Origin of the sequence: Winogradskyella sp. HaHa_3_26 (genome assembly GCF_019278425.1) — a bacterium.
GTDB lineage: Bacteria > Bacteroidota > Bacteroidia > Flavobacteriales > Flavobacteriaceae > Winogradskyella > Winogradskyella undariae.
Genome location: NZ_CP058981.1, coordinates 2,916,874 through 2,934,775 on the forward strand (window position 1 = coordinate 2,916,874; position 17,902 = coordinate 2,934,775).

13 protein-coding genes are annotated in these 17,902 nt (G+C 31.3%); 1 reads left to right on the forward strand and 12 read right to left on the reverse strand.

The window, feature by feature from the left end; translation table 11 throughout:
* Positions 1-235 precede the first annotated feature (235 nt).
* The 5 genes from H0I32_RS12570 to H0I32_RS12590 all read right to left on the reverse strand — a co-directional run bounded on the left by H0I32_RS12570 (position 236) and on the right by H0I32_RS12590 (position 9,834).
* Entirely contained in the window at positions 236-2,017 is a 1,782-nt protein-coding gene (locus H0I32_RS12570; protein ID WP_173588028.1) for a gliding motility-associated C-terminal domain-containing protein, read from the reverse strand.
* Positions 2,018-2,057: 40 nt separating this feature from the next.
* Positions 2,058-4,517 (reverse strand): T9SS type B sorting domain-containing protein, encoded by a 2,460-nt coding sequence (locus H0I32_RS12575; protein ID WP_179313771.1) that lies wholly within the window; start codon positions 4,515-4,517, stop codon positions 2,058-2,060.
* Positions 4,514-7,945, reverse strand: a complete 3,432-nt coding sequence (locus H0I32_RS12580; RefSeq protein ID WP_179313772.1) for a T9SS type B sorting domain-containing protein — start codon at positions 7,943-7,945, stop codon at positions 4,514-4,516. Before H0I32_RS12580 ends, H0I32_RS12575 begins: the two co-directional genes overlap by 4 nt.
* 108 nt (positions 7,946-8,053) lie before the next feature.
* Entirely contained in the window at positions 8,054-8,878 is an 825-nt protein-coding gene (locus H0I32_RS12585; protein WP_173588031.1) for an ABC transporter permease, read from the reverse strand.
* Between the two features lie 59 nt (positions 8,879-8,937).
* Entirely contained in the window at positions 8,938-9,834 is an 897-nt protein-coding gene (locus tag H0I32_RS12590; RefSeq protein WP_179313773.1) for an ABC transporter ATP-binding protein, read from the reverse strand.
* Positions 9,835-9,933: 99 nt separating this feature from the next.
* On the opposite strand from H0I32_RS12590, the gene H0I32_RS12595 reads away from it, so the two are divergent.
* Positions 9,934-10,995: a hypothetical protein gene (locus tag H0I32_RS12595; RefSeq protein WP_179313774.1), complete on the forward strand. Its 1,062-nt coding sequence runs from the start codon at positions 9,934-9,936 to the stop codon at positions 10,993-10,995.
* A gap of 6 nt (positions 10,996-11,001) precedes the next feature.
* On the opposite strand, the gene H0I32_RS12600 is transcribed toward H0I32_RS12595, so the two are convergent.
* From H0I32_RS12600 to H0I32_RS12630, 7 genes are all read right to left on the reverse strand, one after another.
* Positions 11,002-11,520, reverse strand: coding sequence for an IS1096 element passenger TnpR family protein (locus tag H0I32_RS12600; protein WP_173588034.1), 519 nt, complete (start codon positions 11,518-11,520; stop codon positions 11,002-11,004).
* A 24-nt stretch (positions 11,521-11,544) separates the two neighbouring features.
* Entirely contained in the window at positions 11,545-12,567 is a 1,023-nt protein-coding gene (locus tag H0I32_RS12605; protein ID WP_179313775.1) for a COX15/CtaA family protein, read from the reverse strand.
* A 35-nt stretch (positions 12,568-12,602) separates the two neighbouring features.
* Positions 12,603-12,965, reverse strand: a complete 363-nt coding sequence (locus tag H0I32_RS12610; protein ID WP_179313776.1) for a four helix bundle protein — start codon at positions 12,963-12,965, stop codon at positions 12,603-12,605.
* A 13-nt stretch (positions 12,966-12,978) separates the two neighbouring features.
* Positions 12,979-14,415 carry a CCA tRNA nucleotidyltransferase gene (locus H0I32_RS12615; protein WP_179313777.1) on the reverse strand — a complete coding sequence of 479 codons (1,437 nt, stop codon included), beginning with the start codon at positions 14,413-14,415 and terminating at the stop codon, positions 12,979-12,981.
* 175 nt (positions 14,416-14,590) lie between these two features.
* Positions 14,591-15,295 (reverse strand): sugar phosphate nucleotidyltransferase, encoded by a 705-nt coding sequence (locus tag H0I32_RS12620; RefSeq protein WP_179313778.1) that lies wholly within the window; start codon positions 15,293-15,295, stop codon positions 14,591-14,593.
* A gap of 3 nt (positions 15,296-15,298) precedes the next feature.
* Complete coding sequence (locus H0I32_RS12625; RefSeq protein WP_179313779.1) at positions 15,299-16,516, reverse strand: UDP-N-acetylglucosamine 4,6-dehydratase; 1,218 nt, start codon at positions 16,514-16,516, stop codon at positions 15,299-15,301.
* A 17-nt stretch (positions 16,517-16,533) separates the two neighbouring features.
* Positions 16,534-17,625: a glycosyltransferase family 4 protein gene (locus H0I32_RS12630; RefSeq protein ID WP_179313780.1), complete on the reverse strand. Its 1,092-nt coding sequence runs from the start codon at positions 17,623-17,625 to the stop codon at positions 16,534-16,536.
* Positions 17,626-17,902 lie beyond the last annotated feature (277 nt).

Here is a 17,902-nt window from a genome sequence, read left to right on the forward strand (position 1 = left end):
AATCAGTAAGTTTTCTTATTTAGTGTATGGAATATTACTGCTTTTTGGTTTAAAGAGGTGATAATTTTGGTTTATTTTGAAAATAACAAGTTTATAAAGTCATTATTTTTAGAATAGAGTAGAAGTGGATTCTTAAAGTTTTTAGAGTAAAATAATAGGATAAATTTTCTGATACTTAGAGTACGTTGAATATTATTTCAAAAAAATAAGAGGAATGGATTAAAATTTTGACTTTTTAGTAGTTTACATAAACCCAACCGACAAAAGGTTTGTAATTAGAGTCATTTAAATTCAAAATATAATAGTAAGTGCCAACAGGAACTCTATTCCCTATATTGTTAAGACCTCTATTTGTTTTTCCTAACCAAGGTTTGTCATTATTACCTTCAAATATTAGTTCTCCATAACGGTTATAAATTTGTAATTGGTGGTTTGTGAAGATATCATATAAACCTTGAATATTGAACCAGTCATTTTTAGTGTCATTATTTGGAGAAAACCCTTCAGGAATACGTGGAGGGCAATTTTCAATAATTAATTTAAACTTATAGATTTCGTAACATGGGGATTGTTGAATTCTAATATATAGGGGTTCAGGATTTAAAATGTTGTTATAATCTGTAGGGATGTTTATAGCATTAACTTCAGATTCTAAATCATCGAGAGATCGGTAAAAGCTAACCGCTTCGGTATTATAATCTATAGATTCAAGTGCTTCAAATAAATTATAGGTAGAGGTTTCAAAACCTTGGTTACAACCTATAAGATTAGGGAGTGTTATTATTTCGGGAACGACAAGTAATTCTATGTCAATAAAAGTACTGTTGTTGTTTTCGTTAGTTTCTGTAACAATACCATTTAATGTTCCGTCATCATCTGCTATGGCTAAAATATTTACGTTAGGATCAATATCTTCAGGGAGATTAATGATAATAGAATTACTTTCTACTGCATTTATAGCGATGTCATTTATGGTTTCACTTTGTGCAATAAAAATTCCATTACTATAAAAAGCGATAGGCGTATTAGCAGGTAAAACATCAGTACTATTAAAGTTATTTACAGTATAAAAGACTTCGATATTATTATCGCCACAATTCACTATATAATTATCAATCTCAATAGTTGCATCTGGTAATTGACTGTTTAAAACCGTAATAATATTATTTATCATTACTAAATCTTGTCCTGAAGTTAGCGTAATAGTTGCAGATGAATCTCCTATGTTTATATTATCTTGAATATTATAAACATCAATATCCATATTATGTAAGTCTGTATCTCCTGTAAATGAGTTAGTACCATTAAAAGCATTGTTAGCAGGATTTAATGGGGCATTACTAATTATATTTCCATTAATGGTGAGTTGCTCGTTTACGGCAATAGAACTATCTCCTTCCCATGCTACAAAACCTATTTTAGCATTTTCGTTATCTAATACATTTAAGTTATCTAATGTAATATTTAAGAAATCGGGTACAGCTTGTAAGCCGTCATAAACATTAAGTTGATTGAGTGGAAGATTAGTATCTTCATAAATTACGGTTATGGCCCAACCACCAAAATTTGTTCCTGTTGAACAATAGGGTGCAATTACATTGGTGAGATCAAAATTAGAAAGTGTATAATTGTTACTTCCTTGATCTAAAATAATTGTTGTTACATCAGCAAAAGCAGCAAAGAAAACACGTTGCGTGTCTAAGGCGTAACTAAAGGTGCGCTCTGCTGTGATATTTATATTGTTTAAAGAAATGTCTAAATCACCATTACCAGAGCCTGCCCAATATAAATAAGCTGCAACGACATTTTGATCACTGTTAAGTGTTAAGTCTGCAGATGATGAGGTTAAAATAGTACAAGGCCCTGAAGTACCATTTTCAACTGTATTCATCGTGTTACCAATAGCTGTATAATCGTATCTACCGTTAAATTGTTGGTATAAAGAAACGTCTTGGGCATGTATTGGGATTATGATGCCAAATAAAAAGAAGTATAATATGTAGTATTTGTTTTTCAATACGTTAACTTAATTAAAGTACTAAAATAACAATTTTAAATTATAACTTTAAAGTAAAATGATTGGTAAATGTGCGTCCATCTTGAAGTTTAACTTTAAACCAATAATCGCTAGTAGGCATTATTTTTCCATTAAATGAGCCATCCCAACCAGTGCTTAAAGGATCGAGCTCTTTTAGTAATTTTCCATATCTATCAAATATTAATACCGAAGAATTAGATTGAAAGAGTGCAGAAATTCCTTTAACCTGCCAATAATCATTAACATCATCATCATTAGGTGTAAAAAACTTAGGGAAACCAATAACGGATACTAAAGCATCTGTAGTTCCACAGTTATTTTTATCTCTGATATATACTGTATATAAACCAGGTTCTATATTGTTAAAGGTATTACTGTCTTGGTATATTCCATTTTCATCATCAAGGGCATATTCATAATCACCTTCACCACTTACCAAAATAGAGATTGAATTATTCTGTGTTGCATCTACAACTTCAATATCCGTTATGGTCGCAATATTTGAAGGTAAAACAGTAATTGTTCTATCTTTAAAACACCCATTTGTATTGGTGACTCTTACGGTATAAGTTCCTGGAGCATCAATTTGAATGGTCGAAGTATCTTCACCTGTAGACCATAAATAATAATAGTTATTAGGTAAGTCGTTAATTATACCTCCGTCAATGGTCATAGTTTCTGGAAATAAGTTGGTGCAATATTGAGTTTCGAATTCGGTTTCTATTTGTGGTAATTCAAAAACAGTAAGTTCTATTTCACTTATACCATAGCATGCATTCGCATTTTCTACTCTTCCGTAAATGATTTGATTGTAAGCAATTGTATTTGTATAAGTGGTGCCTAGAGTATTGGTTTCTAATAAGGCATCTTCATAAGTTTCGTAGTAGTTTAAATCTAATCCTGTGGTTAAACCGGCCAAAATACTAGTATCAGCATCTGTAAGGTTAAATTCCATAAAACCATCTTCTGTGCCGTCCGTATCGCAAACTTCTAAACTTGTATTGTTAGATGAGGTTGTACTGACTTCTAAAGATATTTCACTGAAATTCACGCAATTTGTAGTGGAATTTGTGACTCTAGTATAAATGATTTGTGGATTAAAGAAATTATTAAAAGCACTAGCATCTATTTCATTTTCTTCATTCTCAGCATCAACTTGAGAAAGGTAATACGAAATCGTAGAATCTGTATTTCCTCCTGTAACTTCATTAGTTATCTCAGTAATATTAAAGGTTGTAAAACCTTCAGAAATGCCATCTTCATCACATTGTAATAGTGAGATATTATTTGCTATTGGTTTAGGAACTACATTAATATTAAAGGAAGTAGAACCTATACAACCTGTATCTAAATCTTCAATTCTAACAAATATATCAGTTGGCGTTGCTGCTGTATTTGCATAGTTTGTCGGTAAAGGGCTAGTAGCTGTCTCTGCATCACTTTGATTTAAGTAATAGCTAATGTCGTAATTAGCACCAGTAATTCCGTTTATGATTTCTTGTGTTTTTATATCAAAATTAAAAGTTACCATACCATTTTGATCATCACCGTCTGAATCATCATCACATAACTCATAATCCGATGGTGTATTAAAATTAGTAAGTGCAGAAACACTAATATCTACATCATTAAGGATATAACAGCCGGTCGTTGTATTTTCTATTCTAATATATATTGTTTCAGTACTAGTGGTATTATTAAAAACATCACCTAATGGATCAATATTTATATTAGCATCACTTTCAGAAGTATGATAAGTAACATTTATATCCGATTCTCCGTTAGTTATATCTTGAGTCATTTGAGTGAAATCAAATTGTCTAATATTATCATTAAAAGGCGCTAAATCATCACAGACATCAATACTAGGTAAGCTTGTTGATGTGGTATTGGTTAAAGGGTTTGATGGAGCATCAGGGAAAGTTGCAGTACCTGTCCATTCTATAGAGAATGGGCTATTTCCTACAGGTCTATCTATAACAATAAAATAACTATCTCCGGCATTGGCATCAATAGCACTTACAAAACCATCTCCAGCAGCACCAGGACCTTCAGAGGTTTCAGTAGATGCAGAGCTAAGTCCGGTTAAGTTATTTCCTTGATTTGCAGCAGCAGGGTTTGTTGTAGAACATCTTATGGCTTGTCCAATATTTCCACAACTCACATTAGGTCCAAAAATGAAGAAATCGTAATCTTCAGAGATGTTTGAACTGCTTGGGGTTAAAGTAAAGGCAAGCGTCCCTGCCTCCGCGATATTAACTTCTAACCAAATACTGTTGTTTTCTTGACTCGCACAGGTGTTAGAGCCATTAAGTTCTTGTGTTCCTACTCCATTTACATCTAAACTAAAACTAGAACTTCCACAAACGGTTACGGCATACTGGCAGTCACTAGGTTGTTGTGCTACTGCCGTAAAACAGAATATAAGGCAAGAAATAAAAATTATAAACTTAAAAAAAATAGTAGGGGTATTTGTCATCGTTTTAATGTGAAATGATTTGTGTATGTGCGTCCATCTTCTAAGGTTACTTTAAACCAATAATCGCTAGTTGGCATTTTTTCACCATTAAAAGTGCCATCCCAGCCAGGACTTAAGGGGTTAAGTTCTTTTATTAATTTACCGTATCTATCAAATATATATATCGTTGAATTTGGTTGAAACTGTTCTGTGATGCCTTTAACCTGCCAATAATCATTAGCATTATCATTGTTAGGGGTGAAAAACTTAGCGAATCCTATTACGGACACTAGACTCTCAGTAACACCACAGTTGTTTTTGTCTCTCACAAAAATAGTATATAAACCAGGCTGTACATTGTTAAATGTATTGGAATCTTGGTATAATCCATTTTTATCATCAAGCGCATATTCATAATCTCCTTCACCACTTACTAAAATAGATATGGAATTATTCTGAGTCGCATCTACAACTTCAATATTAGTTATGGTAGCAATATTAGAAGGTAAAACAGTAACCGTTCTATCTTTAAAACAACCATTAGTATTTGTGACTCTTACTGTATAAGTTCCTGGAGTATCAATTTGAATGGTCGAAGTATCTTCACCTGTAGACCATAAATAATAGTAATTATTAGGTGAGTCATTAATAATACCTCCATCAATGGTCATAGTTTCAGGAAACAAGTTGATGCAATATTGAGTTTCAAATTCGGTTTCTACTTGTGGTAATTCTAAAACAATAAGTTCTATTTCACTTATACCGTAACATGCATTCGCATTTTCTACTCTTCCATAAATGATCTGGTGGTAAGCAGTCGTGTTTGTAAAAGTAGTGCCTAGTGGATTGGTCTCTAATAAGGCGTCTTCATAAGTTTCGTAGTAATTTAAATCTAATCCTGTGGATAAGCCTGCCAAAATATTAGCATCAGCATTTGATAGATTAAATTGCATAAAACCATCTTCAATACCATTAGTATCACAAATTTCTAAACTTGTATTGTTAGATGAGGTTGTACTGACTTCTAAAGATATTTCACTAAAATTAATACAACCTGTAGCAGAATTAGTGACTCTGGTGTAAATAATTTGTGGATTAAAGAAGTTATTAAAAGCATTACCGTCTATTTCATTTTCTTGGTTTTCGGCATCTGTAGAAGATAAATAGAATTCAATAGTATTGCTTGTGTTGTCTGTAATATCACTAAATCTATCATTAATATTAAAGGTGGTAAATCCTTCAGGTATACCATCTTCATCACATTGCAAAATAGAAATAGTATTAGCAACAGGTATTGGGTTAATTATAATATTGAAACTTTCTGTACTGAAACAATTTGTATTTAAAGTATTTTCAATTCTAATATAAATAGTGTCGTTAAAAGCCGTTGTGTTAGTGTAAGTTAAGCTTAATGGATTAAATTTATTTTCTGCATCATTTTGAGATTCATGAAACGTAATTGTGGTTTCATTTTCATCTTGTTCACCTCTAATTGTAGGAACTAAAGGATTTAAATCAATTACAGAAATACCGTCCATAAAATCGCCATAATTATCACAAATTTCAATAGTATTTAATTCAGCTATTTGTGGTGTGGTAAAAATTTCAAGATTAAAAGAATTAATAGCATAGCAATTGCTGTTTTCGTTATTATCTACTCTAACAAAAATGGTTTGAGGATTACTTGTGTTGAAATATGGAAATGTAATTTCATCAGTATTTGCATTAGCATCTTCCTCTGTTTCAAAATAACGCACATTATAAAGTAAAGGATCTTGAGTTAATAAGGCTTCAGAATTTTTATTTGTAAAATTGAAACTGTAAAATTCTGTATTTGTATCAAAACAAGCTTTAACATCTGCTAGCGGGTAGGCAACAGGAATATCAAAAACACCAACAACAGCATTACCTTCAATAGGGCATTCTCCATTATTTGGTTCAATATATACTTCGTAAAATCCAGGTGTGTCAATCAATAATTGTGAAGATGTTTCAGCTAGAGGAACACCATCTAAGGACCATACATAATCTGCTCCGGTAATATCAATAGCTTGTAAAGTGTAAGTATCGTTAGTACATAATTTTAATTCTGTAGTACTTATTCCATTTTGAATAATATCAATTTCCGAATTAAATAAAGATTGAATAAAAGGCGGTAAGCCAATACGACTTGTATTTTGATTTGAGCCATTAATATCTAAAAGCACACCTTCTTCGTTATAATTTACATTTAATCCATCGGCTTCAGGATTGGTAATAACACCAAGATATTTTGAAATTGTAGGATGTCCGTTGTAGCTTAATTGTGCTCTATATATACGCTTATCAATTCCTAATTGTAAAGCACCAGAACTAATAGAATTTGAAGTATGTACTGTTTGTTGCGAATTAGGAATATCACTACTTTCTAAATCCCATTGTAATACATAACTAGTACCAGAGCCAGAAGCACCTTCACTTACGGTAGCATAAACTTTTTTGCTTTCTGCTGAAAATTCTACACCATAAGGGCTGTTACCATTTTCTGCACTATAGATTTCTAGTGGATTAGAAATGATACCGGTTTCATTATTAAAATCATATAAAAAGATATTACCACTAGCATTTTCGCCTGTAATTGTTGCTTCTCCGTAATTGGCTGCAATTAATTTTGAAGCATCAGGAGAGGTTTTAATATAACCTAAAGAATTTCGTCTGTAACCTTCAATAGGAACATATGGGGCAATTTCTGAAATTACGGGTGTTGATTCTACTCCGTTTTCATCAATTTTAAAAGCGTAAAATTTATTTCCGAAGTGTGTAATAACCCAAAAAGAAGAACAATCTTCAGCACGTACAGCTGTAATTTTTTCTGAGCATTTATATTGGTTTTCTATGGGGATAGATGTATCGTAAGTTACTAAATGTATATTTTTTTGATTGATATCAACATCACCTAATCCTCCATTAAGTGTCATATCTATCAAAGTATAGTTGAAGCCGTTGTTAAAACCATCATCTTGATAAGGAACTGATCCTCCTTCTGCATATGTGCCTGTAAATTGGTTAGGGTAAGCGTTAGCATTATCCTGATGAGGTTCATCTACCGTAAAAATATAATATTTGTCAGGGTCTTCTGGTTTAGGAACTATAAGACCTGAAGATGTACTTGAAGGATCTCCATAAAGACCTGTGCCAGCAAAATAATCACCATTAGCCATTTTTTGATGATCCTGATTCCAAACGGTTTGTCCATCAGAATAAAAAAGTAAATTCCCGTCACTATCTGAAATAGAAGTGCAGCCTTCTAAAGTGTTTATTTGACCGTCTGTTATGGCTGTAACAGTACCTGCTTGTGCATTAAATTGTAAACCAGCATTGTTTCCAAAATACCAAAAGGAAGCTTCATTTTGTGCAAATAACTGTATACTAGTAGATAAAAAGAGTAAAAATAAGAGTAATTTTTTCATAAATCCCAAAGGTGTAAATTACACATAAAATAAGCAATATAATAACTAGATTTTTTAAAACTTCTAGTTATTATAAGCTTATAGAATTTAGGTAGTTACTCTAATAAATTATAGGTCTCTCTTTTTTAATAAGAAGAAAGAAAAGAAGACAAAAATAGCAGTCCATCCTAAGACAATAAAAATCTCGTACCAATGCACGGCAAAATCATAAACCATATCCGTATTATCTGGAAATTTAGTCATTATAATTCTTTGAATTGGCTGTTCAATTAGATTCCACATTGATTGTAAAGGGAATAAATCATGAATCTTATCGGCAATATCTCCATTGATTTTCCATTTCATTATTCCGTAAATAATAGATTCTGCAATGAATAATATGAAAAGAAAACCTAAAGCAAATGCAGATCTTTTTACAAGTACGCCTAAAAATAGACACAAACTAAAGAAACCTACAAGCTTTACAAAATAGGCAAGTAAGAAGTCAACCTCTCTAAATATTATTGAAGCTTCTGTGTAACTTGAATAATACATTCCAATTGCAAATGTTGCTAAACCAATTAAAAGGGTTGCGCATAAAGAGAAGAATACAATGGTATAAAATTTTGAAAGTATAAATTCCTTTTTACTCAATCCATCAATAAGGTTTTGTTTTAGCGTTTTGTTGCTATATTCATTACCAATCATACTCACTACTACTATGGCAAAGAAAAATTTAAATTGAGCCGCAAAAAAGGTGGTAATATGCCAGATGATTGGGAAGTTAAAAATCCCTAATTCACCAAGTTCTAAAGTGAAAAAACCAAAGAAATTAATTTTTATTGATGAAAGGATTAAAACGGTAAATGGTAAAATAAACGATATTATAATTAATACTCTACTGGCTTTATTAAGCCAAAGTTTTTGTAATTCTAGTTGTATTAGACGTAACATATATGATGAGTTTTACATATCCCTAAAGCTAAAGGAATGCTGTTGTTTTTGGATTGATTTTATTTGTTGTCTGTCAATTGTAAAAATTGTTCTTCTAAACTTTCTTTTCGTTTTACAAGATGAGAAAGTAGAATACCTCGATCAAACATTAATTGATTAAAATCGGAAGCCGACATTGGTTCATTTAAAAAAGCGGTAATTAATTCGCCTTCAACTTTTATTTTTCCAAAATTATCATGCAGTTCTAAGGCTCCTAATAATTCATCTTGCTTTTCAGCTTTTAACTCAAAGAAACCATGACTATTAATCATTTCGTCTACACGACCAGAATATAGTTTTTCTCCTTTACGTAAGACCACAACATGTGTACACACTTTTTCTACTTCGTCTAAAAGGTGAGAGGCCAAAAGTATGGTTGTGCCATTGGCTGCAATATCTTTTATAATTTGACGTATTTGATGAATTCCCTGTGGGTCTAATCCGTTAGTAGGTTCATCTAAAATTAAAATTTCTGGATCATTAAGTAGGGCAGAAGCAATGGCTAAACGCTGCTTCATACCTAAAGAAAAAGTTCTGAATTTGTGTGTTTTTCTGTCTAATAGACCAACAATATCTAGTTTTTCTTCAATTTTACTATGATCGACACCTTTTATGCGGCAAACAAGTTTTAAGTTTTGTTCTGCTGTCATATAAGAGTAAAAATTTGGTCTTTCTATAATAGCACCAACTTTTTTAAGCGCATCGTGAGTTGTAATATTGCCATCAAACCAATGAAAATCACCTTGAGTTTTATTTACAACATTTAAAACGATACCTAATGTTGTAGATTTACCACTTCCATTAGGTCCTAAAATACCATACACATTGCCTTTGTTAATGGTGAAAGTTAGGTTTTTAACAGCCGTTAGATAGCCGAATTTCTTTGTAAGATTACTGATTGTAAGTATTGGTTCCAAATTGATAATGATTGGTTAGTTATAAAATAAGACGAACTAATGGTTATATTGTTACAGCATAAAAATAGAAAGTATTAATTTAGTTCTGAATTTAATGTTATGGAAGATTTAAAAATTTCAAAAAAGAAACCGTCATACCCAATAAGCCCTAAGCTGCAATCATATCTGGAAAGATATGATAGAAATATGCGTTCGCCTATTGTTTACGACGATTTATTGCGTTTTCAAGGTTCTGTAGAGGTTTACGACGAGGATGATGAGGATACATTATGGGTTAGAGTCTATTATAGTGACTCAGAAAGAGAAGAAATAGATTTTGCTTTAAAACGGGTATATTCTAACTTGATTTCTGATGGAAATGAATACATTTTTAAGTATTTAAATGTCGATTCTATTGATTTTTGCACCTTCGGTAATTCTCAGCCTTTTAGAATTAAGGTTCGAAATATTTTGAATGATAATTACACTAATTTCTATGTAAAAAAAGCTGATGCTTCTAGAGTTTATGGTTTAGAATTAGAACACATGTTGTCTCCTCATTATCTTAACTTTTTAGTTTATAAAGATACTTTGGTAGAGGAACATATTGCAGGGATTCCTGGAGATGTTTTTATGAAAGATATGCTGCCAAAATGTACTCCGGTAGAGCAGTCTCAAATAGCTAAAGAATTTGTAAAGTTTAATGAACGTTGTTTAATTAGACTTTTAGGAGATATGCGTTCTTACAATTATGTCATTGTGCCAACACACGATTTTGATCATGTTGTTTATAAAATTAGAGCCATAGATTTTGATCAGCAAAGTTACGAGGGGAAGCTTAATATTTATAGACCTCAGTTTTTTAAAGAGAATCACGACATGGTTAAGTTGGTGAGACGTAAAATTCAGAAAGAGTCAGTAGATCAATATAAAATTGAAGAACGCTCTATTGTTGCAAGACGTATGATTAGTTTTAATAGTAGAATAAATTTGCTGTTAGATTGTATGATGAATGATACGCTTTCTACGCAAGAACATATTGAAATGTTACGAGAAGAAATTTATAATTTTACTCACGATTTAGAGTTTAGACGAAGTGAAGGTATGGGCAGTATACTAAAAAATGCCTTAGATTTCGTGAAACGAAATTACCAAGGCATTAATATGAAAAATTTTCTTTAGTTTATTTTAATTCCAATTTTCATCAAAATTTAAATTATCGTAATCGTCAAGATCTAAATCGTCGTCAAACTCATTGTATTCGTCTTCATCCTCTTCAGCTTCAAAAGTTTTTTCTGGAGCTTCATCAGGAATTTGACCGTGTACAAACATTAAATTTGGATAATCGGTACCTTCGGCTTCTTCTACAATTTCACCTAATTCTACGTAGAATGTCCACATGTTCATAAAATCGTAAACGTATATTAAACGTGTTGCAGCTTCGTGAATCAAAGAATTAATGATGGTTTCGTTCATCATTTTTACTTCATTTCCAGCTTCACTCATGTCCATCATAGCGATTTCTTCACCTTGATTCCATTGGTCATCACTAACATAAAACGAGGCCATTTGCATACCATCAAACCCAAAAGATTGAGTAATAGTATTATGTAGGTCTTCCATGGTATCGCTTTCGCGGATTTCTATATCGCGGAATACATCTTCTTCTGTATCGTTGTCTAGTATAATTCTAAATCTGTAAATCATGCTGCAAAGTTAAATATTTTTTAATTATTTAGTAAAGCGATGTAGGGTAAAAGTCATTGCACTTAATAAAATAAAAGCACCAACTTGATGTAGAACACCTAACATAACCGGAACTGCAAGAACTAAGGTTAAAACCCCTAATAAAAACTGAACACCAACCATTATTAAAAGCAAGTTGATCCCTTTAGTTTGCAAAGCAGTTAATTTAGTTCGTTTTGCCTTATACCAAATTGCTAGGATAAAAATTACCACAACATAAGCCATCGTTCTGTGTACAAATTGAACACCACTTTTACCTTCAAAAAAGTTAAGGTAAACAGGGCTGTATTCAATAAATACAGTTTCGTGTATCCATTTACCATCACTCATTAATGGCCAATGGTTATGAATCCAACCAGCGTCTAAACCAGCGACAAAAGCGCCATAAATAATTTGAATAATAAGAACGCCTAAACCAATTCTTATAAAGTTTCTTAATTTTTTGTCAATCACTTTTTTCTCAGGAAGCATTAAATCTAAAGCAACCCAAAATGTGTAAGCAAAGGTTAAAAATGCTGTCGTTAAGTGTGCTGCTAGTCTAAAATGACTCACATTAGGCTCATCTACTAAACCCGATTTTACCATATACCAACCTAAAAAACCTTGAAAACCTCCTAAAATAAGTAGAATAACAGATTTCTTGATAGTAGATTTAGATAGTCGTTTTTTAATTAAGAAATAAATAAAAGGAATGATAAAAACCATACCGATAAAACGACCAATCACTCTATGAATCCATTCCCAGAAATAAATATCTTTAAATTCTTCTAAGTTGAAGTGATTATGTAATTTTTGATATTCAGGATACTGCTTGTAAAGTTCGAAGGCTTCATTCCATTCTACTTCATTCATTGGGGGAATCGTCCCTGAAATTAATTTGTAATTGGAGATTGATAAGCCAGAATGTGTTAGTCTAGTGATACCACCGACAATAACCATGATGAAAATTAAAGCACAACCGGTCAATAACCAGTAAATAACTGCCTTATTATCTTTGTTTTTTTTCAAAGTTTCAAAGTTTTAATGTTTCAAAGCATCAAAGTTTAACCTTTAATTTTTCTTATGAAACTAGTTAACATTCGTTCAATTTCTTTTGTGTCGTTATAAAGTTTATTAAAACTAACTTCGTTTAAAAATTTCAAATTATAGGAAATTTCTAATTGTGTTTGTAACTCAAATAACGAACTAAGAGCAATATTTAAAAATCTTAAATAATCTTTTTTTCCATCTCTACCATATCCTTCTGCAATATTGCTAGGTATTGAAGTTGCTGATCTTTTAATTTGAGATGTTAAAGCATATAATTCATCAGATGGAAAAACTTTCACTTCAGTATAAATTTCAGTTACTAAAGTCATTGACTTTTGCCAAACTAAAAGTTTACGATATGTATGGTCGTTTTTCATCTTTGTGTCTTTGCTACTTTGTGTCTTTGTTACTTTTTAACGCAACAGTTAAACCCAAATCCTTCCCTCGTTTCAACATCAACTCAAAAGCGGCTGCATGTTCATTAGGGATTTCACCTTCTAAAATAGCTTCTTTTATCGTTTCTTTAATTAACCCAATTTCTCTTGAAGGTTTTAAATTAAAGGTTTCCATAATTTCTTCACCTGAAACAGGTGGTTGAAAATTTCGAACTTGATCGCGTTCTTCAACTTCAACAATTTTATCTCTAACTTTCTGAAAGTTATTATGATATTTTTTAAATTTCTTTGGGTTCTTAGTTGTTATGTCTGCTTCACAAAGCGTCATTAAATCTTCTACATGATCTCCTGCATCAAAAACCAAACGTCGTACGGCAGAATCGGTAACTTCTGAAGCTAAAACAATAGGTCGAGAACTCATAAAAACCATTTTCTGAACAAATTTCATTTTGTCATTCAATGGCATTTTTAAACGCTTAAAGAGTTTGAAAACCATCTTAGAACCTACAAATTCGTGTGCATGGAAAGTCCAACCAATTTTTTTATGGAATTTTTTAGTTGGTGCTTTTCCTATGTCATGTAACAATGCAGCCCAACGTAACCAAAGGTTATCGGTAGTTTTAGCAATATTATCTACAACTTCTAAAGTGTGATAAAAATTATCTTTATGGCGTTGTCCTTCAATTTCATCAATACCTTTAAGCGCTGTTAATTCTGGTAAAATATATTGAAGAAGTCCTGTTTGTTCTAAATGAATAAAACCAATAGAAGGTGTTTTACTTTCTAAAATTTTATGGAGTTCAACAACAATACGTTCTTTGGTAATAATTGTAATGCGATCTTTATTATCAGCAATAGCTTTAAGTGATGTCTCTTCAATTTTAAAATTGAGTTGTGTAGCAAAACGAATTGCGCGCATCATGCGTAACGGATCGTCACTGTAAGTAATATCAGGATTTAAAGGTGTACGAATAATCCCTTTGTCTAAATCACTAAGGCCATCAAAAGGATCTAAAAGTTCTCCAAAATTGTTTTCATTTAAGCTTAAAGCTAAAGCGTTAATCGTAAAATCGCGTCGGTTTTGGTCATCTTTAAGCGTGCCATTTTCAACAACAGGATTTCTACTATTTTCGTTATAGCTTTCTTTACGCGCACCTACAAATTCAATTTCAATATCATCATAACGTAACATTGCTGTTCCGTAAGTTTTAAAAACCTGAACTTTAGGATGGTTTGGTAAATTTTTAGCGACTTGTTTAGCTAATTCAATACCGCTACCTACAGCAACCACATCAATATCTTTTGCATCACCTCGTTCTAAAAGATAGTCGCGTACAAAGCCGCCAATGACGTAGCTTTCTACTTGCAATTCTTCTGCAGATTGAGTGATGTATTTAAATATGCTGTGCTTTAATGCTTGTTTGTGATTCATAGGATAATTGAAAGTACAGAGGCTCTAAAATGAATTAAAAAGGAACTGTATTTTTTAGCTGCGCAAAGATACGACACAAGGCCAATTTTTTAAAATGAATATTACCCTTTTTAACATAGAAGAATAAATTAGAATTAAAATATTTTAATAATTCTTAAAAACACCTGTAAAAAGGCTAAAGTTTTAGACGCTTTATGTCTTCTTGTGCTTTTTTAAAATCGTCGTGTTTACCAATATCTAACCAGTAATCTGAAATTTGGTAATTGCTGATTTTTTTTTCCTTCTCTAATAAGGTTTCAATGAGATCTGTAGCGTCAAAAAAAGTGTTTTCTGGAATAAAATCTAAACAGTCTTTTTTAAAGATATAAATACCTGCGTTTAAGTTATATGAGTAAGAATGTTTCTTTTTAAAATGAGTAACTAATCCTTTTTTTATTTCAACCAAATCATGTGGAATAACTACGTTGTAAGGAACAGTTGCGATTAATGCATCACTTTCTTTTGAAATAAAATCGTTAAAAATAGAGTCGAAATTTACATTGGTAAGTAAATCGGCATTCATTACCAAGAGGTAATCTTTACTGAAATTTTTAATTAATTTTAAAGCGCCAATTGTACCTAAAGACTTAGGTTCTTTAATGTAATTAAAATTAATTTGATGTTTATTGTTCTCTTTAAAATAGGTAATTATTTGGTTGCTTAAATAATTGACTGTTATGTTTATATGTTTAATTCCGTATGAAGCTAAACGGTCGGTGCAGTATTCAATTATAGGTTTGTCTCCAATCTTTAAGAGTGGTTTTGGTGTGTTTGCGGTTAAAGGCATTAAACGCTCTCCTTTACCACCAGCCATAATTACAACTTCTATTTTATGATGCATCCGTTACATTTTATGGTCTAAATATTTACCTGTTTCTTTGTGGGTAAAGTTCGGTAATATTTTATGGAATAAAGTGATTAAATCTTCCTTTGTCCAACTTTTTTCTGCTTTTAAATGATTTATAGACTTGGTAAATGATGCTGTTTTATCATTGAAGTTCAGTTCAGAATTGGGCTTAATAATCCCTATAGAATTAAAACGATTTAAGTCTAAAGTTTCATTCTCTGTAAAAAATAGTTCTATTTCTTTTTCGCCAGTGGTGTCACTTTTTGTTAATAAATACGGCCATTTACCAGAGAGCGGTAATGTTTTAGCCAAGGCTCTTGCTTCATCTTCATCTTTACATAAATAAGGTTCGTAATCTAAGTTTTTAATAAAGTTTATAGCTATATCAGAGAAGCTAGATAGTTTAAAATTTTCATTCAATTTAGGAAAGAAAATGTCGTTGTTATTTCCAAATAAACAAGACATTAAACAAAGTTGACCAGATTCTTCAGGACTTATAAAGTAACGCTTTACATCGTTTGGCGCTACAATAGGTTGTTGCTTTTTAATGCGTTGTTCAAAACCATATAATAAAGAACCATCTGAAAAAGCAACATTTGCAAAACGAGCTGTAGAAATACTGATTTCTTTACTTTTTTGGAATAAAAAAAGTTCCATAATTCGTTTTGAAGCTCCCATCATATTAACAGGGTCACTCGCTTTATCTGTAGAAACGCAGAAGTATTTTTTTACACCATTTTCTATAGATTGTTGAATGGTTTTTTCGGTATTAAAAATATTTACATCAATCATTCGCATTAAGGTGAAAGGATCTTCTTCACTTCGAACATGTTTTAAAGCAGAAAGGTTAAGGACGTAATCATATTTCCCATCAGATTTGATAAATGCATCATACGCAATAGAACCAATATCTAAAGCAAAGGTTTTAAAATCACCATTGGTATAACCGTAAGAACTTCTAATATCTCTAACTAATTCCACTAGATTATTTTCGCTAATATCTACAACATGCAATTTAACAGGGTTATGCTTAAATATTTCTTTAACCACAGCTTGTCCTATAGTTCCTGCGCCACCAAGAACTAGAAATTTTGAAGATGAAACAACAGTGTTTAATTCGTTGTGATATTTATTGATATCACTAATGAATAATTCGGTTTTTCTACCGATTATATTTAATACACTTTCTTCTAAAGTTTGTTTTTTATTCTTCATAGGAGTTTATCATAAAACTAATTCAGTTTATTGATTGAGGCAGGTGTATTATTTAAAACCGCTTTATAAACTTCTAAGTACTGTTTAGAAATATTTTTCCATGAAAATTTTGAAGCTTGAAGCAATAATTCTTGTTTTCTAGTTTCTTTATTTTTTCTAAAATCTTCTAAACCTTCAGTTACTATTTTTGCCATATACTCAGGTTCGTAATGATCCCAATAATGTGCTGCAGTACCACCAACTTCAGGAAGTGCTGTATTATTTGAAATAAATACAGGAATACCTAAAGACATCGCTTCAACAACAGGGAACCCAAAACCTTCGGCTAATGAGGGGTGAACTAAACCTTCGGCATTGCTATACAATTCGATCTTTTTTCTTTCGCTCACAGAAGCTTTAAAAATAATGCGATTTTCAACCTTGTGTTCTTTTGCTAGAGATAGTATTTTTTCTTGATTTTCTTTAGAATATTTACCCATAAAAACAAGATTAATGTTCTCTTTTAAGTGAGAGAGCATAGGGATTAGAGCAGCATGGTTTTTGTATTTTCTATATTCACCAACACAGAGTAAGTAAGGCTGGTCATTAGAGGTGCTAATTATAGGCTTAACACCTTCCATTGGGTTACCGTTATAAATTACATACTGCTGAATGTTATCATTTATGGTGAAATTTTTACGAATACAATCTTGAGTAAATTTAGAAATAAAGACAAGACAACTGCTTTTATCTATTTGTCTTTGTAATTTTTTTATTGAAGGTTGTCTTTTTTCTTCGGAAATATTTATGATTGTAAAAATAGCATCGTGAACAGTATATATAATTTTAGTTTTCTCAAGATCTTGAGGTTCTACTTTACTAAGGTGTGTTAAACTGTGCCATACATCATAATTATTGAAGTTGTTTCTCCTTCTATGTAAGCCTAAATATATTTTATAGTTTATTGAATTACTAAGTCGTTTATACCATTTTAGAGGAACATAATAATAAAGATTTAATCCATCTGTGTCATTCTGTAAAATACCTTTAGCAAGATTAAGAGCATATTGCCCAAATCCTTTTTTTGTGTTTCTTATGTGATGTAAATCTAAAAATATTTTATTACTCATTACTTTTGTAAATTAGGTATCTCAATAGGTGTTTTTACTAATGTTTATCAGAACTTTTTAGGATATAAATTTAGAAAATATATTATAGATTGAGCTTTATATCTTTAAATAGTGCCATATTTTTATTTGGGTTAAAATTTAATATGGTTATTGCAAATTATGACTTCTGTGAATTATGCTTCAGTTCTATTTTTTGCTTCACAAATCATAATCAAAAGTTATATCATATTAGAAAAATAATTATTTATGAAACGAGCTAGCAATATTTTTTTTTATT

Excerpts from the sequence above, each read along its gene's own strand:
- H0I32_RS12575 (WP_179313771.1), bottom strand. The coding sequence starts at position 4,517 with ATGACAAATACCCCTACTATTTTTTTTAAGTTTATAATTTTTATTTCT.
- H0I32_RS12580 (WP_179313772.1), bottom strand. The coding sequence starts at position 7,945 with ATGAAAAAATTACTCTTATTTTTACTCTTTTTATCTACTAGTATACAG.
- H0I32_RS12585 (WP_173588031.1), bottom strand. The coding sequence starts at position 8,878 with ATGTTACGTCTAATACAACTAGAATTACAAAAACTTTGGCTTAATAAA.
- H0I32_RS12595 (WP_179313774.1), top strand. The coding sequence starts at position 9,934 with ATGGAAGATTTAAAAATTTCAAAAAAGAAACCGTCATACCCAATAAGC.
- H0I32_RS12600 (WP_173588034.1), bottom strand. The coding sequence starts at position 11,520 with ATGATTTACAGATTTAGAATTATACTAGACAACGATACAGAAGAAGAT.
- H0I32_RS12610 (WP_179313776.1), bottom strand. The coding sequence starts at position 12,965 with ATGAAAAACGACCATACATATCGTAAACTTTTAGTTTGGCAAAAGTCA.
- H0I32_RS12615 (WP_179313777.1), bottom strand. The coding sequence starts at position 14,415 with ATGAATCACAAACAAGCATTAAAGCACAGCATATTTAAATACATCACT.
- H0I32_RS12620 (WP_179313778.1), bottom strand. The coding sequence starts at position 15,295 with ATGCATCATAAAATAGAAGTTGTAATTATGGCTGGTGGTAAAGGAGAG.
- H0I32_RS12625 (WP_179313779.1), bottom strand. The coding sequence starts at position 16,516 with ATGAAGAATAAAAAACAAACTTTAGAAGAAAGTGTATTAAATATAATC.
- H0I32_RS12630 (WP_179313780.1), bottom strand. The coding sequence starts at position 17,625 with ATGAGTAATAAAATATTTTTAGATTTACATCACATAAGAAACACAAAA.